The organism is Maricaulis maris (assembly GCF_003634045.1).
In the GTDB taxonomy this organism is placed as follows: Bacteria; Pseudomonadota; Alphaproteobacteria; order Caulobacterales; family Maricaulaceae; genus Maricaulis; species Maricaulis maris.
The window spans coordinates 584,526-606,353 of sequence record NZ_RBIM01000001.1; the positions used below are offsets into that span (position 1 = coordinate 584,526).

At 64.1% G+C, this 21,828-nt stretch carries 24 protein-coding genes; 6 read left to right on the forward strand and 18 right to left on the reverse strand.

The window, feature by feature from the left end; translation table 11 throughout:
• Window positions 1–24: 24 nt before the first annotated feature.
• The 8 genes from C7435_RS02835 to lgt all read right to left on the reverse strand — a co-directional run bounded on the left by C7435_RS02835 (window position 25) and on the right by lgt (window position 7,559).
• Window positions 25–1,260 (reverse strand): multidrug effflux MFS transporter, encoded by a 1,236-nt coding sequence (locus C7435_RS02835; protein ID WP_121209931.1) that lies wholly within the window; start codon window positions 1,258–1,260, stop codon window positions 25–27.
• A 91-nt stretch (window positions 1,261–1,351) separates the two neighbouring features.
• Window positions 1,352–1,795, reverse strand: a complete 444-nt coding sequence (locus C7435_RS02840; protein WP_121209932.1) for a group III truncated hemoglobin — start codon at window positions 1,793–1,795, stop codon at window positions 1,352–1,354.
• 74 nt (window positions 1,796–1,869) lie between these two features.
• Window positions 1,870–2,967, reverse strand: a complete 1,098-nt coding sequence (ychF, locus tag C7435_RS02845) for a redox-regulated ATPase YchF (protein ID WP_121209933.1) — start codon at window positions 2,965–2,967, stop codon at window positions 1,870–1,872.
• An 81-nt stretch (window positions 2,968–3,048) separates the two neighbouring features.
• Window positions 3,049–3,651, reverse strand: coding sequence for an aminoacyl-tRNA hydrolase (pth, locus tag C7435_RS02850; protein ID WP_121209934.1), 603 nt, complete (start codon window positions 3,649–3,651; stop codon window positions 3,049–3,051).
• A 97-nt stretch (window positions 3,652–3,748) separates the two neighbouring features.
• A complete protein-coding gene (locus tag C7435_RS02855; RefSeq protein WP_075189219.1) occupies window positions 3,749–4,396 on the reverse strand; it encodes a 50S ribosomal protein L25/general stress protein Ctc in 648 nt (215 codons plus the stop codon).
• 184 nt (window positions 4,397–4,580) lie between these two features.
• Entirely contained in the window at window positions 4,581–5,513 is a 933-nt protein-coding gene (locus tag C7435_RS02860) for a ribose-phosphate pyrophosphokinase (protein WP_075189220.1), read from the reverse strand.
• A gap of 73 nt (window positions 5,514–5,586) precedes the next feature.
• Window positions 5,587–6,681 (reverse strand): class I SAM-dependent methyltransferase, encoded by a 1,095-nt coding sequence (locus C7435_RS02865; protein ID WP_121209935.1) that lies wholly within the window; start codon window positions 6,679–6,681, stop codon window positions 5,587–5,589.
• Window positions 6,678–7,559: a prolipoprotein diacylglyceryl transferase gene (gene lgt / locus C7435_RS02870; RefSeq protein ID WP_121209936.1), complete on the reverse strand. Its 882-nt coding sequence runs from the start codon at window positions 7,557–7,559 to the stop codon at window positions 6,678–6,680. The genes C7435_RS02865 and lgt overlap by 4 nt, the downstream gene beginning before the upstream one ends.
• 112 nt (window positions 7,560–7,671) lie before the next feature.
• Here lgt and C7435_RS02875 point away from each other — a divergent pair, with 112 nt between their 5' ends.
• From C7435_RS02875 to proC, 3 genes are all read left to right on the forward strand, one after another.
• Window positions 7,672–7,977 (forward strand): accessory factor UbiK family protein, encoded by a 306-nt coding sequence (locus C7435_RS02875; protein ID WP_121209937.1) that lies wholly within the window; start codon window positions 7,672–7,674, stop codon window positions 7,975–7,977.
• A gap of 104 nt (window positions 7,978–8,081) precedes the next feature.
• Window positions 8,082–8,585, forward strand: a complete 504-nt coding sequence (locus C7435_RS02880) for a type III secretion system chaperone family protein (protein ID WP_075189224.1) — start codon at window positions 8,082–8,084, stop codon at window positions 8,583–8,585.
• Window positions 8,586–8,593: 8 nt separating this feature from the next.
• The gene (gene proC, locus C7435_RS02885) at window positions 8,594–9,436 is read left to right on the forward strand and encodes a pyrroline-5-carboxylate reductase (protein ID WP_121209938.1); all 843 of its coding nucleotides are present in this window, start codon (window positions 8,594–8,596) and stop codon (window positions 9,434–9,436) included.
• A 156-nt stretch (window positions 9,437–9,592) separates the two neighbouring features.
• Here proC and C7435_RS02890 read toward each other — a convergent pair whose 3' ends face one another.
• The 8 genes from C7435_RS02890 to uvrC all read right to left on the reverse strand — a co-directional run bounded on the left by C7435_RS02890 (window position 9,593) and on the right by uvrC (window position 17,125).
• Window positions 9,593–10,909 carry an ATP-binding protein gene (locus C7435_RS02890; protein WP_121209939.1) on the reverse strand — a complete coding sequence of 439 codons (1,317 nt, stop codon included), beginning with the start codon at window positions 10,907–10,909 and terminating at the stop codon, window positions 9,593–9,595.
• Between the two features lie 6 nt (window positions 10,910–10,915).
• On the reverse strand, window positions 10,916–11,617 hold the full coding sequence (locus tag C7435_RS02895; protein WP_121209940.1) for a response regulator transcription factor: 702 nt from the start codon (window positions 11,615–11,617) through the stop codon (window positions 10,916–10,918).
• A gap of 51 nt (window positions 11,618–11,668) precedes the next feature.
• Window positions 11,669–12,454, reverse strand: a complete 786-nt coding sequence (locus tag C7435_RS02900) for a PI-PLC domain-containing protein (protein WP_121209941.1) — start codon at window positions 12,452–12,454, stop codon at window positions 11,669–11,671.
• Between the two features lie 7 nt (window positions 12,455–12,461).
• Window positions 12,462–13,022, reverse strand: a complete 561-nt coding sequence (gene pgsA, locus C7435_RS02905) for a CDP-diacylglycerol--glycerol-3-phosphate 3-phosphatidyltransferase (RefSeq protein ID WP_121209942.1) — start codon at window positions 13,020–13,022, stop codon at window positions 12,462–12,464.
• Window positions 13,019–13,801, reverse strand: a complete 783-nt coding sequence (locus C7435_RS02910) for an HAD-IIB family hydrolase (RefSeq protein ID WP_158025555.1) — start codon at window positions 13,799–13,801, stop codon at window positions 13,019–13,021. The genes pgsA and C7435_RS02910 overlap by 4 nt, the downstream gene beginning before the upstream one ends.
• On the reverse strand, window positions 13,794–14,597 hold the full coding sequence (locus C7435_RS02915) for a hypothetical protein (RefSeq protein ID WP_147422613.1): 804 nt from the start codon (window positions 14,595–14,597) through the stop codon (window positions 13,794–13,796). Before C7435_RS02915 ends, C7435_RS02910 begins: the two co-directional genes overlap by 8 nt.
• A 61-nt stretch (window positions 14,598–14,658) precedes the next feature.
• A complete protein-coding gene (locus tag C7435_RS02920) occupies window positions 14,659–15,210 on the reverse strand; it encodes a hypothetical protein (RefSeq protein ID WP_121209944.1) in 552 nt (183 codons plus the stop codon).
• Between the two features lie 13 nt (window positions 15,211–15,223).
• Window positions 15,224–17,125: an excinuclease ABC subunit UvrC gene (gene uvrC / locus C7435_RS02925; RefSeq protein WP_121209945.1), complete on the reverse strand. Its 1,902-nt coding sequence runs from the start codon at window positions 17,123–17,125 to the stop codon at window positions 15,224–15,226.
• On the opposite strand from uvrC, the gene C7435_RS02930 reads away from it, so the two are divergent.
• Both C7435_RS02930 and C7435_RS02935 read left to right on the forward strand, forming a co-directional pair.
• Entirely contained in the window at window positions 17,124–17,891 is a 768-nt protein-coding gene (locus C7435_RS02930) for an SDR family oxidoreductase (protein ID WP_121209946.1), read from the forward strand. The two genes, uvrC and C7435_RS02930, sit on opposite strands and share 2 nt — an antisense overlap.
• Entirely contained in the window at window positions 17,888–18,289 is a 402-nt protein-coding gene (locus C7435_RS02935; RefSeq protein ID WP_121209947.1) for a dihydroneopterin aldolase, read from the forward strand. The genes C7435_RS02930 and C7435_RS02935 overlap by 4 nt, the downstream gene beginning before the upstream one ends.
• Window positions 18,290–18,801: 512 nt before the next feature.
• On the opposite strand, the gene C7435_RS02940 is transcribed toward C7435_RS02935, so the two are convergent.
• The gene (locus C7435_RS02940) at window positions 18,802–19,398 is read right to left on the reverse strand and encodes a LysE family translocator (RefSeq protein ID WP_121209948.1); all 597 of its coding nucleotides are present in this window, start codon (window positions 19,396–19,398) and stop codon (window positions 18,802–18,804) included.
• Window positions 19,399–19,486: 88 nt separating this feature from the next.
• Between C7435_RS02940 and C7435_RS02945 the strand changes: the two genes are divergently transcribed.
• Window positions 19,487–20,398 (forward strand): LysR family transcriptional regulator, encoded by a 912-nt coding sequence (locus C7435_RS02945; RefSeq protein ID WP_121209949.1) that lies wholly within the window; start codon window positions 19,487–19,489, stop codon window positions 20,396–20,398.
• 94 nt (window positions 20,399–20,492) lie between these two features.
• Here the strand turns inward: C7435_RS02945 and C7435_RS02950 are convergent, their stop codons facing one another.
• Window positions 20,493–21,695: a DUF418 domain-containing protein gene (locus C7435_RS02950; RefSeq protein WP_121209950.1), complete on the reverse strand. Its 1,203-nt coding sequence runs from the start codon at window positions 21,693–21,695 to the stop codon at window positions 20,493–20,495.
• Window positions 21,696–21,828 lie beyond the last annotated feature (133 nt).

Here is a 21,828-nt window from a genome sequence, read left to right on the forward strand (position 1 = left end):
GTTTGGTGGAAAGATTCCCCCGGGCTAATCCTCGCCGGTCTGAAACAGCTTGCCGCGTTCGGTCCAGAATACGATCGCCAGTGCTGTGGCTGCCATCAGGGCCTGGCTGACGATCAGCGGCGTCGCGGTGCCGTCATAGAGTTGGCCCACATAGGAGCCGATGGCCGCCCCGATCACTCCGGTCACGAAGCCATAGACCGCCGAAGCGGTACCGGCGATATGGCCGACCGGTTCCAGCGCCAGGGCCGAGAAATTGGCGGCGATCAGTCCGAGGAAGGCCATGGCGGCGGCGAGCAGGACGAGGAAGAGCGCGAAATTGTCGACGCCGCTGGACAGTATCACTGCGTGCACCGCCGAGATCGCGGTGAAGGCGATCAGCGCGCCGTGTGACAGGCGCCGCTGGCCCAGTCGCATGACCAGGCGCGAATTGGCATAGCTCGACACCCCGATGCCGCCGGCAATGGCCGCAAAGGCAAAGGGAAAGGCGTCGTCGGACAGGCCGAAATGGCCGACGAAGATCTGCTGTGAACTGCCCAGGAATCCATACAGGCCGCCGAAGAAGGGCGCGCCGGCAAGGGTATAGCCCAGCATCAGCCGGTGTTTCACGGTCTCGCGGAAGGCCGCCATCAATGGTTTCACCCGCAGCGGGACACGGAATTCCGGGTGCAGGGTTTCCGGCAGACGCAATTGCAGCCACGCCATCAGGCCGAGGCCGAACAGGACCAGGAAGGCAAAAATCCAGCGCCAGGGTGCCACGGTCAGGATCAATTGGCCGAAGATCGGCGCCAGCACCGGCACGGCCATGAAGGCGGTCATCACCATCGACATGACCTCGGCCATGCGTCGGCCCGACGTCAGGTCGCGGGCAATTGCGGTCGCGATGACGCGGCAGGCGGCCGCCGCGGCGCCCTGGAAGAAACGGGCGACCAGCAGCATCTCGAAGGTCGGTGTCAGGGTGCAGACGAGGCTGGTTGCGATGAAGAAGGCAAGGGCGCACTGGATGACGATCTTGCGCCCGAAACGGTCCGATAACGGGCCATAGAGCAATTGCGCGGCGCCGAATCCGGTCAGGTAGACCGCGATGACGAATTGCTGGTCATTTTCGTTGGCAACCCCGAGATCCCCGGCAATGTCGTCCAGCGCCGGCAACATCATGTCGATTGCCAGCGCCACGACGGCGGTCATCGCGACAAGCAATGCAACGAGTTCCGTGAGCGAAATCGGCATGGCTGTGCCGGTCGCCTGCTGTGGCTGTTTCATGACCTGCTCCGGGAATGCGGCATGGGCCCATGCCGGAGTTTCCAAATGCGACTTCAAGGCGCGAAGTGCAACCCCACAGGCGAATGCGGTATCAGCTGTTTTCGTATGGATCGTAGAAGAGATGGGCCTGGAAGCTGGCGGCAATGCGGTTGGCACGCTCTTGGAAGGCCGCTTTGGCAGCGGGTGTGGCACCGATCTCGTCGAGGGCCTGCCCGAACAGCGACAGCCAGCGGTCGAAATGGTCCGGTGAAATCTGCGCTTTCAGCTTCACATGCGCCGGCATCGGCCGCCCAGCATAACCACCATCGTGAAACATGATCGCCGACCAGAAGGACTTCATGGTCGCCAGGTGCGGACCCCACTCGCCGGGAATGGCGCCGGCGAAGACCGGCCCCAGCATCTCGTCGCTCCGGATATGGCCGTAGAAGGTCTCGACGAGATCGGAGATCAGCTCAGCGGTAATGCCCATCGCCGCGGCTTCGGAGCGGGCAGCGAGACGGGCTTCGGTGACGCGGACTTGGTTCGGTGATGACATGGCCGCGATGTAGGATGCGTGGCTGCCCGTCGCAATGTGGCGGGTTGGCGCAGGTGGCGCGGACCTGTCCTGACTTAAACGTTGAAGCGGAAGTGCAGCACGTCGCCATCCTTGACGATATATTCCTTGCCCTCGGCGCGCATCTTGCCCGCCTCCTTGGCCGGACCTTCACCGCCACAGGCGACATAATCGTCATAGGCGATGGTTTCGGCGCGGATGAAACCTTTTTCGAAATCACCATGGATGACGCCGGCGGCTTGCGGCGCGGTCCAGCCTTCGCGGATCGTCCAGGCGCGGGCCTCTTTCGGGCCGGCGGTGAAATAGGTCTGCAGGCCCAAGAGCGAATAGCCGGTGTGGATCAGGCGATCGAGGCCGGGCTCGGTCAGGCCGATCGCTTCCATGTATTCGTCGCGCTCCTCGTTTTCCAGCAGCGCCAGCTCGCTTTCGATCTTGGCCGAGATGACGACAGCTTCGGCGCCTTCTTCCTTGGCGCGGTTGAGCACGATTTCGGAATAGGCATTGCCGGTGCCGGCGCTGCCCTCATCGACATTGGCGATGAAGAGGACCGGCTTGGTGGTCAGAAGCTGCAGGCCGCGCCAGGCCTTGCGATCATCCTTGGGCACGTCGGCAAAACGGGCCGGCTTGCCGTCATTGAGCTGGGCGAGGGCGATGTCGATCAGGACGAGGGTGGCCTTGGCTTCCTTGTCGCCGGACTTGGCTTTCTTCTCGAGGCCGGACTTGCGCTTTTCCAGGCTTTCCAGATCAGCTAGCATCAGCTCGGTTTCGACGGTTTCGAGGTCGGCGAGCGGGTCGATCCTGTTGTTCACATGGGTGATGTCGTCATCGTCGAAACAGCGCAGCACATAGGCGATGGCGTCGGTCTCGCGGATGGTGGCGAGGAACTGATTGCCCAGGCCTTCGCCCTTGGATGCACCTTCAACCAGGCCGGCAATGTCGACGAAATTCATCCGCGCCGGCAAGATTTCCTTCGAGCCGGCGATCTCGGCCAGCTTGGCAAGGCGCGGTTCGGGCACGGCAACATCACCGACATTCGGTTCGATCGTGCAGAAGGGATAATTCGCCGCCTGCGCCGCTGCCGTCTGGGTCAGGGCGTTGAACAGGGTCGACTTGCCGACGTTCGGAAGCCCGACAATGCCGCATTTGAATCCCATGGCGAAATATCCTCACTGGTTCGAGCGCGCCTTATAAGAAGAATGCAGCGCGGGGTCGACTATGGAGTCAGTGGGGACGGCTTAATCAACGTCCGGCCCGCGCTTTACCACGTCCGGCGCCGGCGCCTTGTGCGTCACTTTCGTCTGGAAGGCGTCGTAATCATCGGCCGCGAGCAGATCGAGGCTGCCGGCGACCGCATCCAGCAGGTCGATCAGCCAGTCTTCCTCGGCCTTGGCGAAGTCGGACAGGACATAGCCGGTAACGCGATTGCGGTCGCCGGGATGACCGATGCCGATGCGGGCGCGGCGGAAGTCCGGGCCGAGCTGGCTGGTGATCGACTTGATGCCGTTATTGCCGGCCGCGCCGCCGCCCATTTTCATGCGGAACTTGCCCGGCGCCAGGTCAAGCTCGTCATGGAAGACGATGATGTCCTCCGGCTTGACCCGGTAGAAGGCCGCCGCGGCGCCGACCGAATGGCCAGCATTGTTGTAGAAGGTGGTCGGTTTGAGCAGGAGCAGCTTGTTGGACCCGATGGTCAGCTCGCTCGCCAGGCCCTGGAAGCGTTTACGCCAGGGGCCGGCGCGCCACGCCTGGGCGATGATGTCGAGCGCCATGAAGCCGACATTGTGGCGGTTGCGCAGGTATTTCGCTTCATAATTGCCGAGACCGGCCAGGATTTTCATCGCGCGGGCTTTCCCAAAACAAGTGCCAGATACGAAATCAGCGAAGCCATGGTGTGGCTTCGCTGATTGCATTTCCAGTGCTGAAAAGCGGTGAGGATTATTCCTCGTCGCCCTTCTGCTTGATGGCTTCCGGTTCTGCCGGAGCCTCGTCCGTCTCTTCTTCGGCGTCGGTCAGGACGGCGCGCGAACCCTGCAGGGTCGCGATGGTGAAGTCACGGTCGGCGATGGTCGGCTTCACGCCCTTCGGCAGGGTGACCGCCGAGATGTGGATCGAATCACCAATATCGAGGCCGGTCAGGTCGGCTTCGACCGCTTCCGGGATCGAGCCGGCCGGGCAGAGCAGCTCGACGTCGTGACGCACGATGTTCAGCACGCCGCCGCGCTTCAGGGCCGGGCAGGCGTCTTCATTGATGAAGTGGACCGGCACATCGACATTGATCTTGGTGTCTTCGTCGACGCGGAACAGGTCGATATGCATGGCCTTGTCGGACACCGGGTGGAACTGGATGTCCCGGGCGATGACCGTTTGGCGCTTACCTTCGTGATCGAGCTCGATCATGTTCGACAGGAAGTGACCGCCCAGCAGGGCCTTGCGGATTTCATTGCCGCGCAGGTTCACCGAAACCGGGCCGAGCTTGCCGCCATAAACGACGCCCGGGACCAGGTCTTCACGGCGGGCAGCGCGAGCCGCGCCCTTGCCAGTGCCTTCACGAACGTCAACGGTGAGAACGATGTTGGAGCTCATCGGTCCAGATCCTTAAATGCAAACGCCGCCTCCAGCCGGTTCAGCCCCGGCGGGCGGCGATCTATCCAGGCGTCATGCCTACAGTGTTATTTCGAGCGGCGGGCTATAGCCGATCCATTCGCCCCACGCAACAGCGCTGCACGGGAAGTCGCAGCGATTGGCCACATGTCGTCCGTTGCTCAACCTAGTCGAACAGTTTCGACACCGACTCGTCATTGGCGATGCGGCGGACGGCTTCGCCGAGCAGCGGCGCGACGGAGAGGCGGCGCACTTTCGGTGTCTCGGTCGAGCCCGGCGGCGGCACGATCGAATCGGTGACCACCAGCTCGCGCAGTTTCGACTTGGCGATGCGGCCCTGGGCGTCATTCGAGAGCACGCCGTGGGTGACATAGGCGGAGACCTCGACAGCACCCTTTTCCAGCAAGGCGTCAGCCGCATTCACCAGCGTGCCGCCACTGTCGCACATATCGTCAAAAAGGATGCAGCGACGGCCTTCGACTTCACCGATGATGTTCATGACCTCAGCCACACCGGCTTTCGGGCGACGTTTGTCGACGATGGCGATCTCGGCATCGAGCAGCTTGGCCAGGGCGCGGGCCCGCACCACGCCGCCGACATCCGGCGAGACGATCAGCAGATTGTCGGTCTGGTAGTTCCGGCGGATGTCGTCTTCCATCACCTTGGTGGCGAAGAGATTATCGGTCGGAATGTCGAAGAAGCCCTGGATCTGGCCGGCATGCAGGTCGACCGTGAGAACCCGGTCGGCGCCGGCCTTGGCGATCAGATTGGCCACCAGCTTGGCCGAGATCGGGGTCCGGCCGCCGGTTTTGCGATCCTGTCGGGCATAGCCGAAATAGGGGATGACGGCGGTGATCCGGCGGGCGCTGGCGCGGACCAGGGCATCAATGCAGATCAGCAATTCCATCAGATGGTCATTGGCCGGCGAGGAGGTTGATTGCAGGATGAAGACATCCTCACCACGCACATTCTCGTCGATCCGCACAAAGATCTCGCCATCGGCGAAACGTTCGATCTCGGTCGCTGTCAACGGAGCGTCCAGATAGTCCGCAATGGACCGCGACAGCTCCGGATTGGCAGTGCCTGACATCAGCTTCATTGTTTCGACCCCCGAGTCTCAAGAAACCGCGGGCTGCTTAACAGAGCCTCGCCGGGGATTGAAGCTGAAATGATCAGCCTGCGGAGAATCCCGGTGGCGGTGGTAAATCGGCACTGTCGAAACAGACCAGTTTGAACAGCTCGCCCATCTGTTCCTTGTCGGTCAAGCGCCAGATTTGTCGGGCGATTTCCGAACGCTTGCCGGGTTGAGACTGGCTCAGCGCGGCCGCCCGCGCCTCCAGGCCGAGGCCCGTCAGCCAAGCGCCCTGCGGTTCCGGGCCGTAACAGGTCAGACCGGCGGACTTGCCTGCCATGATTAGGGATTCAAAGTCGACGCGCGCCGTCAGGTCGGCCGTGCCCGGTGCCTCGAGCGGCGGTTGTTTCTTATGAGCGCGGATCGCTTGCAGCGTGTCACCGATCTCACTTTGCGCCGGCCCGTAATCGATGAAGAGGGCCCGGCCCGGCTGGTCGGCGAAGCGGGCGGCGAGCTGGTCGATGACCTGGCGGTCACCCGGACGCAGCTCGACCAGGGCACCGTCGTCGGCGTCGCGCAGGCGTGCCGGAATGAGGTCGCTGTCGCCGGCCAGCGGCGGCCCGAGCACGAAGGCGAAGGCTTCGCCGGTCTCGTCCTGTGGGTCCAGCCCGACCAAGCGCTCATGCCATTGTCCCTGATGGCGGACGGCCTGGCGCACCGGCAGGCAGTCGAGGAACTCATTGCCCAGGATGATCGACGGGCCTGGCGCAACAGCTTCCAGCCGGTCGATCCAGCGGATCTGGGCACCACTGGGACCCAGGGTCTGGGCCTGCACGGCCTTGAGTGCGGCACTGGCTTCGATCAGCACGATCTCGGCGGCGTCCATGAAGCCGGGCACGGTCCGGGCGGCGCGCAGGGCGTCGCTCATCATCGTGCCGCGCCCCGGCCCCATCTCGATCAGCTTGACGGCCCCCGGCCGGCCCATGTCGAGCCAGGTCTGGGCGGCCACGAGACCGACCAGCTCACCGAACATCTGGCTGATTTCCGGCGCCGTGATGAAATCGGCACCGGCGCCGATCGGGTCCTTGGTGGCGTAAAATCCGTGGCGCGGATCGAACAGGGCCTCGGTCATGAAGGCGGCGATCGAGATCGGCCCGCCGGTCCGGATCCGGTCGCGAAGCGTGTCGGCAATCATGGTTTGGCAGGCGCGTCCGTCTTCAGGGCACGGTGGATCAGCCAGGCACCCGCGAGGATCATCGGGACCGACAGGATCATGCCCATGGTGATATAGCCGCGCAGCGCTTCCGGCATGTAGAGGTCCGGTTCGCGCACCTGCTCCAGCGAGGTCCGGAACAGGCCGTAGAACAGCAGGAAGAGGCCGGTATTGAGGCCGGGTTTTTCCAGCGAGCGGAATTTCCAGGTCGCGATATTGATGATGGCAAACAGGGCCAGGCCTTCAAGCGCGGCCTCATAGAGCTGGCTGGGATGGCGCAGGGCGCATTCCGGATCACCGGCAAAGCGCATCGCCCATGGCACATCGGTCGGGCGGCCCCACAGCTCGCCATTGATGAAATTGGCCAGCCGGCCAAACAGCAGGCCGATCGGGGTCACCACCGCGGCGGCATCGCCGATCCGCATCAGGTCCAGCTTCTGGCCGCGGGCAAACCACCACAACGCCAGCGACACGCCGATCAGTCCGCCATGAAATGACATGCCGCCATCAGTAATGCCCAGGATGATGTCCTGCGGCCGGGTCCAGATCATGTCGGGCATGTAGAAGAGCACGAAGCCCAGCCGTCCGCCGCCGATCACACCCAGCGTCGCCCACAGCAGGAGATCGTCGACTTGCGGCTCGGTGAAGGGCGCTTTCGGCTTCTTGGTGCCCGACGGCGACCACAGCGCCGGGCGGCGGGCCAGGGCGACCATATAGCGCCAGCCCAGCATCAATCCGGCGATATAGGCGAGGGCGTACCAGCGCAGGTCGAAGCGGAAATCCATGCCGAACAGGTCGAACGGACCGATCGTGAACAGGATGGGGTCGATCAGGTCAAAGCTTGGCGGGCAGTATTCCATGATGTATTCGGCTCATTCTTCGGCGAGGTGCAGCTGTGACGGAACGGCGCGTTGCGCTTTTCTGGCTGGAGCCGCATATAGGCGATGTTGAACCCACTAATGGCTTTCTTTGATGCAAACGCGCAACCCGCTTCTGAATGATTTTGCTGATCTCATGACCGACGCCTTCGGCGCGGCGCAGGCGATGGGCGAAGAGGCGCGTTCGGTGTTTCGCGCCCGGGCCGACCGCATGGTCGCCGAGATGGACCTGGTCACGCGCGAGGAATTCGATGCCGTCAAGGCAGCGCTCGACGCCTCCCAGGACGAGGTCGCCGCGCTGACCCGCCGTATCGAGGCGCTGGAAGCCGCGGTCGCCAAGCCGAAAACCACAAGCCGGGCCAAAGCGCCGGCGAGCAAGGCCAAGACGACCAAGGCCTGATCCTGAAATCACGCGCACAACGCGCTTTTTATTGCGCCTGACGCGGCGCAGACATACCGTCACCGGACGGTGTGAGTCGCCGCGCAGACGATGGAGCCACTTCGATGGACCTGCTGTCAGACGAGTTTTCACCGACTGTGACCGATCCGCTTGATGCGGTCGAACAGGCGGTCATCGCCGAGCAATATCCTTATGACCGTGACGAGAATGGTGAAATCCACCTGACCGCCACAGGCGCTTGGCGTGATCACCAGATCTGGTTTGCGTGGCGCCCCGATCTCGAGGCGTTGCACATTTGCGGCAGCCTGGACCTGAAAGTTCCGGCCAATCGTTTCCGCGATGTCTGCGAGCTGGTCGCCCGGCTCAACGAGAAGCTCTGGCTCGGCCATTTCGACATCTGGGCCGAGGACGGTTCGATCGTCTATCGCCACGCCCTGTCCCTGCCCAATGGCGAGGCTGTGTCCCCGTCCCAGGCAGCGGCCATGATCTCGGCCGCGCGTGAAGCCGGCGAGCGCTTCTATCCGGCTTTCCACTTCCTGGTCTGGGGTGGCAAGGGTGTGGAAGAAGCGGCGGCGGCGGCGATGTTTGAAACTGCGGGCGAGGCCTGACACCTCCCATGGCACAAAATTTTCGGATTGCACTCATTGGCGGCGGCAATATGGGCGGCGCCCTGGCGGCTGGCTGGCTGCGGACCAAACGCGGCACTGTGGCTGCTGACGAACTCGTCGTCATCGATCCGGCACCCGGCGATGTCGTCCAGGACCTGGCCGACAAGTCCGGTGTCACCCTCCTGCCCGAGTTGACCGCCGACGCCGCGGCGGCGCTCGACCTCATTGTATTTGCGGTCAAACCGCAAATGTTTGAACAGGTCTCGGCCACGATTGCCGACCTGTTGCCCGACAATGCCGGGGTGATCTCGATCATGGCCGGCGTCACCATCAATCGCATGGTCATGGCCCTCGGTGAGCGACCGATGGTCCGGGCCATGCCCAACACCGCTGCCGCGGTCGGGGCCGGCGTCACTGTCTGCGTCGCCAATGATGCCGGCGAAGCGCTGGAAAAGACCGTGACCCGCCTGCTCAAGGTCGCCGGTACGGTCGAATGGGTCGGCGACGAGCGCATGATCGGCGCCGTGACCGCCGTCTCAGGTTCCGGCCCGGCCTATGTTTTCCTGCTCGCAGAAGCCCTGGCCGGTGCCGCCTTCGCTGAAGGCCTGCCGCGCGACCTCGCCGACAAGCTGGCCCGCGAAACCATCATCGGTGCCGGGGCCCTGCTCGCCAAATCCGGCAAAACTCCCCAAGAGTTACGCCGTGCCGTGACGTCTCCGGGTGGCACCACCCAAGCCGCTGTCGATGTCCTGATGGGCGCTGGCGGCGGACTGCCCGAACTGGTCCGACAGGCCGTCGCCGCCGCCGAGCGCCGGTCAAGGCAGATGGGCCAAGAGCCCGGCAAGCGCTAAGTCCTTCCCGCGTCTGGGCGAGGACCTGTCAGCCATTCCCCTCCATACCCCGCGAACCCAAACATATTTTTCCCGGCTGGCGCTGCGCGCCTCCGGGAAAAATGTAGGGGGATGGAAGCGAGGAAGCGCCGTGCCGGCTGCGGCACTGCATCCCCGTTACTGCGGCAAGCTGATCACCGCTCGCAGACCACCCAGCTCTGACCGCCCCAGCTTGATGTCGCCGCCGTGATTGCGGGCGACGTCGCGGGCGAGGGCGAGGCCGAGGCCGACGCCCTTGCGGTTCTGGTTGCGGCTTTCATCAAGGCGATTGAAGGGCTTCAGGGCCTCGTCATACTGGTCTTCCGGAATGCCGGGGCCGTCGTCCTCGACCCGGATTTCGACCCGTGAGCCGACCCGGGTGACAGCGACCTCGACCAGGTCGCCGAAACTTTGCGCATTGCCGATCAGGTTGGCGAGGGCACGGCGGACGGCACCGGGACGGATCTCGGCATCAAGTTCACCGGCATCGTCGAAACGGACCTCACCACCATGACGACGGGCATCTTCCACGGCGTCACGGGTCAGGGCGACCAGATCGACGCGCTGGGTGTCCTCATTGGCCTCGCCGCGGGCAAAATCGAGATATTCGTCCAGCATGGCTTCCATCTCGTCGAGATCGCGGCGGGCATCGGCGGTCTCCCCGGTCTGCGGCATCAGGGCGAGCTGGAGTTTCAGGCGCGTCAGCGGCGTTCGCAGGTCATGGCTGACCCCGGCGAGGAGGGCGGTGCGTTGTTCGAGATGGCGTTTGATCCTTGCCCGCATTTCCAGGAAGGCATGAGCAGCCTGGCGCACTTCGGTGGCGCCGGCGGGGCGGAAATGGGCGACATCCTGGCCGCGACCGAATTGCTCGGCGGCATCGGCGAGGCGGCGGATCGGTTTGACCTGGTTGCGGATGAAGACGACCGAGACGGCGGTCAGCAAGGTGGTCGCGCCAATGATCCACAACAGGAAGATATGGCCCGTCGTGGCAAACACCCGGTCGCGCGGGGTGATGAAGCGCAACACGCCGCCCTCGACCTGGACGCGGACATCGACATAGCTGGGATAGCGGGTGGTATCGAACCAGACCGTATTGTCGAGCTGTTGCGACAAGGCCTCGCGCAGGGTGATGTCGAGCGTGCGGAAGAAGGAGGAGCGGCGCGAGGTCGGCAAGGTGTCGCCGGGCCGGAAATCGATCGACAGGCGCGTCGTGCCCAGCGCGGTCTCGATATGGCGCTGGAAGGCCGGGGTTTCGCCGCCTTCCTCCTCATAGAGCCGGGTTGCCATGGCAATCTCGCCGGCCACGCCCTCGGACAGGCGGCTGGTGACGGTCTCCCAGTGTTCCTCGAAGAAGGACCACGCAACGGCGACCTGCATCAGCCCGACCGGCAGGACGATGATCAGCAGCGTCCGCCAGAACAGGCCCTTGGGCAGGAAGCGTTTGAGAACCGACACGCCGGATCAGTCCTCGAAAACCGGATCGGCGAGCAGGCGATAACCTTCACCGCGCACGGTCTGCAGGTGCATCGGTTCCTTCGGGTCGGTCTCCAGCTTGCGGCGCAGGCGTGTGACCTGGACATCGACGGCGCGTTCGCCGCCGCCCGTGCGTTCCGACAGGGTCAGACGGGAGACGGTCTGGCCGGCCGAGGCCGCCAGCGCGCCCAGAAGCGCCGCTTCACCGCCGGTCAGGCGCACCGGGCTGCCGTTCTGGGTCAGGCTCTCGCGGGCAATGTCGAAACTCCAATCGCCGAAACTGACACGCTGGATGGCGGCTTGGGCCGGCTTGGCGCGGCGCAGGATGGCATTGATGCGCAGCACCAGTTCTTCCGGCTCGAAAGGCTTGGGCAGATAATCGTCGGCGCCCAGGGACAGGCCCTTGATCCGGTCTTCTGCATCGCCGCGCGCGGTCAGCAGTAGGATCGGCGTCTCGCCGCGCTTGCGGACCGCCTCGGTCAACTCGAACCCGTTCATGCCAGGCATCATCACGTCGAGCACCAGCAGGTCGAAGGCCAGGGAGTTCAGGGTCGACAGGGCTTTGTCGGCATTCGGCGCCGTCGACACGCGATAGCCGCGCTCCTGCAGGAAGCGTTTGAGCAGGTTGCGGATACGGTCATCATCATCGACGACGAGAATGTGCGCGTCATCGCCTTGCGTCTGGGCCATCTGGTCCTGCCAAATTGCGAGCCGTGATCATGAACCGCAGTGCAAGTCGGCTCAAGGTGCTTTGTCGGAGGCCGCAGCCGGCCCAAGCCGTTCGGCGCAGGCGGCGCGTAGGACGTCGAGCCCGGCTTCATAAGGTTCCGGATCGGCATAGATGGCGGCGAGGGGCGCGCGGGCGCCCTCGACCAGCTCCTCCGGTGTCAAAAGACGCGACATGTGCGGCGTCAGGCCAGCCGCCTGCACGGCCTCGATCTGCGGCCACATGCGATGCCAGCCGCCATAGAGGCGCAGCGAGATCACATTGACCGGCAGGCGGGCGCTGGCGACATTATGAACCGGCGGCCAGCCGGGCGCGGTAATCGTGGTGCGATCAGCGGTGTAACGGCCGGTGTGCACACTCAGCCGCGCTGCCGGCGCCAGCCCGCGCACGATGTCCAGCAGGTCGAGCGAGAAGGCGTCGATCAGTACCGGTGCGTCGTGCAAGTCTGCCAGGCGGACCAGTTCGGCCAGCGCCGCCTCGCGGTCGCCGATGCCGATCTTCATTTCCAGTACCACGGCATGGCCGCGCGCCGCCGCCAGCGCGTCTTCGAGCCGCCAGAGTGTGCCGTTGGCACAGCCATCCGCGATCGCGCGTCGGCCGAGCCGGTCGAGCATCATCGCGGGATGGCGGGTGTACAGCAGGGGCGGCCCCTCGCCATCGGCGACCCAGCAGATATCGGCCTCATGGGCGTGGCGGGCTTCCGGCAGCCGTCCGGCCAGTGTCAGGCCGCGGTCAAAGGCGCGCGGCGAGTTCAGGGACCGATGGTGAAGAATTTCAAGCGCTTGTGGCGGTAATGACATGCCGCATTCAAGCCTTGTCGGGCCCGGCTCGCAAGCCCGCAAGCAGGTAGTCCACACAGGACCAGACTGTCACCGCGACCGCCAACCAGAAACTGGCTTGGGCGAGGCTGGCCACGAGTGCCGGGTCGACCAGGGATGCCGGCACCAGCGGCACTGCGAGCAGGGCGATGATGGCAACGCCCTGGACGATCGCTTTCAACTTGCCGGACAGGCGGGCACCGACGGCGCGGCCTTTTGACTGCATCATCAGGCGGGCATAGCTGACCAGCACATCGCGCCAGGCGAAGACGATGATCGTCCATACCGGGATCAGCCCGCCGGCTGCCAGTGCCGTGAAGGCGCCGATCCGGTACAGGCTGTCGGCCAACGGGTCGAACTGGGCGCCGAAATCCGATTGCTGGTTGAAGCGGCGGGCGACCCAGCCGTCCAGCATGTCGGTGACCTCGGCCGTGATCGCGAGTGCCAGTGCGAAGACCAGTCCGGCCGTGCTGTCCATGGACAACGCCAGAAACAGGAAGGGCACCAGGGCAATGCGGCAGGCGGTGAGCAGGTTGGGCCAGGTCATCATGCCGGTCGGATCTTTCGTGCGGCGAGCAAACGGTTGGCGATCTCGGCAAAGCCGGCGGCTTCATCGCCCTTGGCGATCTCGGCCGGATGCGCGGTCATGACCGGCAGGAAGCGACGCACGCCGGCGACGCCGAAGCTCAACGGAAAGGCGGCGAACATCGGTTCGTCATTCGGTGCATCGCCAATATAGGCGATCTGGGCCGCCTGATCGGGTTCGGCGATACCGAATCGCGTGGCGAGGACCTGGCAGGCCGTGGTTTTCTTGTCGTGGTCGCCAAACCAGGCATTGACGTGGATCGAGCTGGTCTTGGCGATCGCGCCGGCTTCCGCGAAACGGGCGCGGACGCGTTCGGCATCATCCAGCGTCGGACCGTCGACATCTTCGGCGAAATCGACCGCGATATCGCAGGCGCGCCAGGCATTGTCGGCGGCATGGGCCAGGTTCGGCGCCAGCGAGAGTGTATCGTCGGCGATGGCGGTGAGACGGGCGCGGCCGTCATCCGAGGTCTCGCAGAACCAGTCGCGGGTAATCCGTCCGTCGCCCCGGCGGGCAAAGCAGAAGGCGCCATTCTCGCCGATCACCGCATCGACCGGCCACCAGCGCGCGATCAGGTCGCACCAGCCAGCCGGGCGCCCGGTGACAGCCAGGGTGAGAATGCCGGCCGCCTGCAGCAACTCCATTGCCGCGAGGCTGGAGGCCGGGACACGGCCGTCCTGCGTCACCGTGCCGTCGAGGTCGAACAGGAAGGCCTTGACCCCGGCGAGGGCGTCGTCAGTCACTCCGCTTGCCGGTATCGACCCGTTTGACGAGTTCATTCCATTCATCCTCATCAAGCTGGAACTGCTCTAGCATTTCGTCGCGCGGAATGGAGCGGGCCGATTGCAGCCACAGGCCGAGGAAAAAGAAGAGCAGCGTCCCCAGAACAGCGATGAAGGGGGCGGCCAGGCCGATGAAGGCGAAGACCGAGGATACCGCCAGGCTGACCCCGATCCCGGCCACCACGATCGAGCGACCGACCACTTTCAGCCGGGTCCGGATCGGCACCATGGGTGAGAGTGTGTTGGTGTGGACGATCTCGGCCGCAGCCATCATGGCGCCGGCAATCGCCAGTATGCCGGCATTCCACAATGCCAGTTCGGCTTCGGCAAAGGGGGCGACGCCGGTGGCATCGCCCTGGATGACGAGGGCGGCGACGACCATGGCTGCCGACAGGGCGATACCGGAATAGGCTTCCCACTTGTATTCGCGGTGATACTCGATCAGCGCCTCGTGCGAGAGCTTGCCCTTCTCGACCAGGTATTCCTCGGCATGGCGATAGCGCCGGATGCGCCCTTTTTTGCTGTGCCCGACCTTGCGGTTCTGACGCAGGGCGGTGATCACGAAAAAGAGGACGGCCAGCGCGTAAATGCCCAGCATGGTGATCAGCTTGGGCACAGCGCTGACTTCCAGGACCATGCATTGCAGACCGTTGCGGGCCGCTTCGCAGGTCCCCTCCGGTGCGGTGGCGCCGGCCAGATAGACCCAGATCGCGCCGATGGCGATCGTGAAGGCGAGTTGGATGAAATTCTTGAACACGACGCGACGCTCCCCCGATGCAACCGGTGGATAATACAAGTCTCGCCGGGCGCGGAAAGACTCAATCGGTCAATCGGCGCGGCAGGAAGCGATGGAGTTTGAAGGCCGCCGCGAGCCACAGAAGGGCGATCCAGACCGTCAGGGCGATCTCGCTGCCGGTCCAGTCCAACAGTGCCGCGAGCAGGGGCAGGCCGCCGGCGGCGAGGGCCAGAACCTGCCCGATCACGGCCATCGGCTTACCGTGAGCCGACAGGCCATCGTGCGGCTTGGGGCGGAGCAGGTCATGGATGTCGGTGACGAGGATGCCCAGCATCGGCGCGATCAGATAAGCGTTCGGGCCGATCATCACCACGAACAGGATGAGCCAAGCGCTGGCATGGGCGGCGCGGGCGAGCCGGGCGATCAGCCCGTCACCGCCGAGCCGGAAGGCGGCAATTGTACTGGCGATCAAAAAAGCTGCGGCGCCAAAGGCGGCCAAGGCCCGCGCGGCCTCGATGAAGCCGGCAAATGCGACCGGCCCGTCGGCGGAACCGGTCCAGCGCCAGGAAAACCAGATTGCGACCGGACCGAGTACACACAGGATCAGGCGGAGGAGGGCAGCGGCGAATGTCATTGTTGGCAGTCCGTCACTTCTGGAACCAGTCATGGATCTTTTTGGCCATGGCTTTGGAGATGCCGTCAACCGCTTCCAGATCGGCCAGGGCCGCATTGCGCACTGCCTTGGCGGATCCGAAATGGGCCAGCAGCGCCTTCTTTCGTGACGGACCGATCCCGTCGATCCCGTCGAGCGGATTGTCGGTCATCTGCTTCTTGCGCTTGGCCCGGTGGCCGCCAATGGCGAAGCGGTGGGCCTCGTCGCGCAGGCGCTGGAGATAGTAGAGGACCGGGTCCTTCATCGGCAGTTTGAAGGGTGGTTTTCCGGGCAGGTAAAAGGCTTCCCGGCCGGCATCGCGTTCCGGTCCCTTGGCAATGGCGGCGATGGTGATGCCGGTCTCTGCCGTGATGCCCAACTCCTCGGCGATCTCCATGACCGAGGATAATTGCCCCTTGCCGCCATCGATCAGTACGAGATCCGGCACCGGCGCGCCGTCATCACGCTCTTTCAGCAGGCGGGCGAAGCGGCGTTTGAGCATCGCTTTCATCATCGCAAAATCATCATTGGTGGCGGCGTCATCGCCCTTCATGTTGAAGCGACGATAATGGTTTTTCTCGAAGCCTTCTGGTCCGGCGACAATCATCGCGCCCAACGCATTGGTGCCCTGGATGTGCGAGTTGTCATAGACCTCGATACGCTGGGGCAGGTCGGGCAGGTCGAAGACGCGCTGCACGCCCTTGAGCAATTGCGTCTGCGTGGCACTTTCCGACAGACGCCGGGCCAGGCTCTCGCGGGCATTGGTCAGGGTGCGCTCAACCAGCTTACGCTTCTCGCCGCGTCGCGGTGTGTGCAGCGTGACCTTGCGCTCGGTACGCAGGCTCAGCGCCTCGCCCAGCAGGTCGGCCTCCTCGATCTCGTGCGACAGCAGGATCAGGGCCGGCGCCGGCTTGTCGTCATAAAATTGCGCCACGAAGGCAGCCAGCACCTCGGCGGGCTCGGCCTCGCTGTCATGGCGCGGGAAGAAGGACTGGTTGCCCCAGTTTTGGCCGGCCCGAAAGAAGAAGACCTGGACGCAGGACTTGCCGCCATCGGTGTGCACAGCGACGACATCGGCTTCCTCGACACCATCCGGATTGATGCCCTGGTCGGTGGTGACGGCGGCGATGGCACGGATCCGGTCACGCAGCTTGGCGGCGCTTTCAAAGTCCATCGCCTCGGCGGCCTCGGCCATGCGCGCCTGCAAGTCCTGGCGCAGGGCGTTCGAGCGGCCGCGCAGGAAGTCGGTGGCCTCCTTGACCAGCTCGTCATAGGCGGCGGGTTCGATCAGATCGACACAGGGGCCGGCGCAGCGCTTGATCTGGTGCAGCATGCAAGCGCGCGAGCGGCCCTCATAAACGCTGTCGCTACAGGTGCGGATCAGGAAGGCTTTCTGCAGCGTATTGAGGGTCTGGTTGACCGCCCCGACCGAGGCGAAGGGGCCGAAATAATCGCCTTTGGCCTTGCGCGCGCCGCGATGCTTGGTCAGCTGGGCGGCGGGATGGTCCTTGCGGATCAGGATATAGGGGAAGCTCTTGTCGTCGCGCAGCAGGATATTGAAGCGCGGCTTCAGCGACTTGATCAAATTGGCTTCCAGCAGCAGGGCTTCGGTCTCGGTCTGGGTGACCACGAATTCCATTTTGCGGGTCAGGCCGATCATCAGGGCGATGCGGTTGGAATGGCCGCGGCCATTGGCATAGTTGGAGACCCGGTTCTTCAGGTTTCGGGCCTTGCCGACATACAAGACCGCCCCATCCTCGCCGAACATCCGATAGACGCCGGGCTTGGGCGGCAGGTTGCGGACATAGTCCGCGATGAGTTTCGCACCCGCCAAAGATTGCGCCGACGCGGCGGAAGCGTCATCTATCTCACCGGATTGAGGAGTTTGCGAAGTCATGTCGGACAGGATTGCGCTCGTAACCGGCGGCGGCAAGCGCCTGGGTGCCAAAATCGCCAGCGCCCTGGGTGCGGACGGCTGGCATGTGATCGTTCATTACAATGCTTCGGCAGACGACGCACAGGCCGTTGCTGCTGACATCGTTGCGGCAGGAGGCTCGGCCCGGTGCGTTCAGTTTGACCTTGCCGATACCGGTTCTGTCGAGGCCTTCATGGCTGATGTGGGGCGGGTCGACGTTCTGATCAACTCGGCCTCCATTTTCGAGATGGATCGACCCGAAGACGTCAGTCCGCAATCGCTGGAAGCGCACTGGCGCATCAATACCGCCGCGCCGGTCCTGCTGGCCAAGGCCATGGCGACCGGTCATAGCGAGCGCGCCTCGGGCTGTGTGATCAATCTGCTCGACCAGAAACTCTTCAACCTCAATCCGGATTTCTTTGCCTACACCCTGTCCAAGCACGCCCTTCTCGGCGCGACGACCACGATGGCAATGGCCTTCGCGCCGGCCGTCCGCGTCAATGCCATCGCGCCGGGCATCACCCTGCCTTCGGGCGGTCAGAGCGAGGACGAGTTCCAGCGCGCCCATACAATGAACCCGATGCGTGGCGGCTCGACGCCGGACGACATCATCCGCGCGGTGCGCTTCATCCTTGCGACGCCCTCAATGACGGGTGAGACCATCACCATTGATGGTGGCCAGCATCTCGACGCCCGCAATCGCGACGTCATGTATGCCGCCAACCCGCCGCAGGACGATGCCTCATGAGACTGGACAATGTGATCGAGAACGCCCTCGCCAGCGCGTCCGGCGAGGATGTCTTCATCTACCGGCTGGAAGGCGTGAAGCTGGATGTCGAGATCGGCATCCATGACTATGAGCGCGGCGTCAAACAGCGTGTCCTGATCGACGTCATCACCCTGGTGTCCAAGCAATGGTGCGGCTCGGATGATATCGGCACCGTGGTCGATTACGACTACATCCTGCACGGCATCAAGGCGCTGGAAACCCGCCAGTTCGACCTCCAGGAAACCCTGTGCGGGACGGTCCTGGATATCGCCCTTGAACCCGCCGTCGTCACCGCCGCCCAGGTCACGACACGCAAGGTCGATGCCTATGCCGATGCGGCGGCCGTGGGACTGACGCGGTTTCGGCGCAAGGTTTAGGGCGGGAATCTGCGACAGGTACAATTAACGCGCGTCGCTAATTATGCCTGTCCCTATGGCGGCAAGCTCGTCGAGGGCTGGGACATAACCCTCTTTCTACTTATCCACCGTCATCCCCCGGCTTGTCCGGGGGACCTCACCCATCCGCCAGCCGTCCGGGACGAGGTCCCCCGGATGAGCGCTGTGCGCTCCCCGTGGGATGACGGAGTGGGAGGGGGAGGGGTTCGAGCGCAATAGGGTCCTTCCCCTTGATGGGGAAGGTGCCCCGAAGGGGCGGAAGGGGTGAGACGCGCCATCGGCGCACAATGCCCCATTCATCCCTTGCCGAGACGTCGCCGTATCCGGTTTTCCAGGTCAAGGGCGCCACAGGCGCCGCTGCGCGGTTTCACCCTTGAGCTGGAAAACCGGATACGGCCTGCTGGCTGCCAAGTGATGTATGGACCAGTCCGCGCGTCGCGCACTCACGTTCAGAATGTACCGGGAAAGCGTGTGTGAGCGCGGTCGACGCTAGCCTAGACCAGGCTATCCACCGCCAGACCCAGCGCCAGCAGGATCAGCGTGCCGCCGACCGCGATGTTGAACAGCTGCATGCGGATCGGGTCGGCAAGGAAGCGGCGGATGCCGCTGCCGAGCACCGCCCAGCTGCCCACCCCGATCAGGCAAAGCGCGAAGTACAAGCTGGCGAACACGGCCAACTCGCGGCTGGGACCGGCCAGCTCGAACAGCGAGACCGCGGCCAGACAAGCCGCCCAAGCCTTGGGATTGACCCACTGCATCAGGGCGCCCTGCCACGCCCGTGGCAGGTCCGGCATGTCAGTCTCGGCAAGACCGGTCGGAGCGAGGGCGATCCTGATACCAAACCAGATAATCACGGCAGCGCCGATCACTGACAGCGCCTGCATCCAGTAGCCGCCCAGCGCAGCGACCAGGTTGGCGGCGAGTCCCACGGTCACCAGCAGGGCTGTGAATCCGGCCGTCGAACCGACCACAAACGGCAAAGCCCGAACCGGCCCGTGATGCAGGCCGGCGGACAGTGTCATCATGTTCACCGGCCCCGGCGAGATCGACATGGTCAGGGCAAATGCCCCCATGGCCAACAGATTTCCCATCGCAGTCTCCTTTGACGGAGAGGTAGCTTTGCCAGCCGGTTTTTATTAGATTGCACAATTAAATTTCATTATTCGAAAATTCTGATGAATGCTTGAGCATCTCAAATCCCTGGCCACTTTCGGCATGGTCCTGCGCGCCGGGTCGTTTCGCGGCGCGGCTGAGCGCCTTGGCATGGCGCCGTCAACGGTCAGCTATCACGTGACAGTGCTTGAGGAATTCATTGGCGCCCCACTCCTGAACCGCTCGACACGGCGGCTCTCTCCCACATCCCTGGGCGAGACGCTGGGTATCCAGGCTGAAGCCATGCTCGCCTCGGTCGATGGCGCATTGCGACTGGTGGATGAACAGACCGGACTGCTGCGCGGCTTGTTGTCCGTGACCTGTACATCCGCCGTCATCGGTGCCGGTTTTGGCGAGGTCGTCGCCCTGTTCACCCGCCGCCATGCGGACATCACACTGCGTCTTGATGTTTCCGACTCCGCCGCCGACCTGATCTCCGGCCGTTTCGATCTGGGCATTCGCGCCGGCCGGTTTGCAGACAGCGCCATGAAGCGTCGCCGGATTGGCGCCATCCGCCGTGCCCTGGTCTGTGCACCGACATTGCTTCAGTCGGATGGGCCGATCCGCGATGCCAATGACCTGGTCGGGTTGCGCTGGATACGCCTGTCCAGCATGTCGTCGCGACGGCAGCTGGTGGCACCCGATGGCGACATGGTCGAACTGGCGACGCCGACCCATGCCGAGGTCGGCAGTATCGAGGCGATGATCGAACTCGCCCTGGCCGGTATGGGCGTGGCAACGCCGCCGGCGCATCTGGTCGGTGCCCATCTCGCGACCGGTGCCTTGGTCGAGCTCGCACCGGGCTGGCAGGCGCCGCCGATCGAATTGCAGGCGGTCTGGCCGGCATCACGCACCGACTCACCGCTGCGGCGGGCCTTTGTGGATCACTTGCTGGACGTGTGGGCGCCGACACTCAATGGCCCGGCTCGAGCACGATAGAGGCGGTACAGGGCGGGTCGATCGCAAGCGTCAGCAGGCCGGATCGATGATTGCGGTCTGCAACGCGCAATCGCCGATCCGTTGTTTCGTCCTGCTACGCCGCCTCGGCTGGCTTGCCCTTGAGCAGCGGCTGCGCCTTGCCATAGGTCAGCGAACGCCAGACCCATTCCAGCGGGCCGAAGCGGAAGAAGTGGAGCCAGATCGGTGACCAGATCAGCTGGATGGCCCAGACCATCACCACCAGCTTGGCCTGGTCGACCCGTTCCACCGTGCCGAACAGGCCGAGGCCCGGCGCGCCGACAAAGATGAAGGTCATGATCAGGGTCTGGCTGAGATAATTCGTGAAGGCCATCCGCCCGGTTGCGGCGAAGAGTTTGATGATCAGGCTGAAGAGGCCGATCTTCGAGAGCAACATCACGGCCGAGGCGTAGCCGAAGGACATGAGGATGCTGCCGCCATACATGTAGGCATTGCCGTCAGCCAGCGCGCCCGGTTCGAACTCGCCGGCAATCAGCGTATTGGTTGAGGCTTGGCAGAGATAATAGCCCAGCCCGATGCCGATGACGGCGAGAATGGCGTAGCGCAGATGGCCCCAACTGGCGGACAGGAAGCCACTCTTGTAGAGCGCCATGCCAAGCAGCATCAGGCCGGCCGTCCGCGGTCCGAGCATGAGGAAGCTGAAAACCTGGCCGAAGACGGCGAAGCCGGCATTCCAGGGAATGTGGTTGAGGAAGCCGGCCCGGTAGGCCTCGGTCATGCCGGTCATCAATCCGGCCATCATCTCGGCTTCCTGGGCCGCGCTCTCCGGGCTCGCGAAGGCGGCGCCCATATATTTGCCGCCGACCCACAACAGTGCGCCGAGCGCGAGCAGGGGAAGGGCGGTCAACACCAGGCGTGGCACCGACCATCGCCGCGCCCCGACCACGATCAGTCCGAGCAGGGCGTAGTGAACCAGGATGTCACCCCACCAGAAGAGGTAGGCGTGGATGGCGCCGATCGCGAGCAGCCACAGCATGCGCCGGGTGTGCGGTCCCTTGTCCGGCCCGTCTCCCGCCATGAGGACGATGCCGGCCCCGAACAGGGTCGAGAAAATCGTGATGAATTTGTAGGCGAAGAAGGTGTGGGCGAAAGCCCAGACTGACAGGCCTGCCGCACCCGCCTCGATCTGCATGGTCGGATTGTCATAGGCCATCGGCGTCATCGCGAAGCCTTGGACATTCATCATCAAAATGCCCAGCACGGCGATGCCGCGCAGCGCGTCGATCGAGACCAGGCGATCGGTCCTTGGTGCAGACATGGTGCTCCCCCCAATTGTCGTCCGGCGAAACTATAGGCATGCCGGAACGGAATGTCGCCGGGACATTGCCGTCGCCAATTCCCCCTTTTGATGTTGACCGGGGTGATCAGGTGTGTCCGTGCGCGGTGGCTTG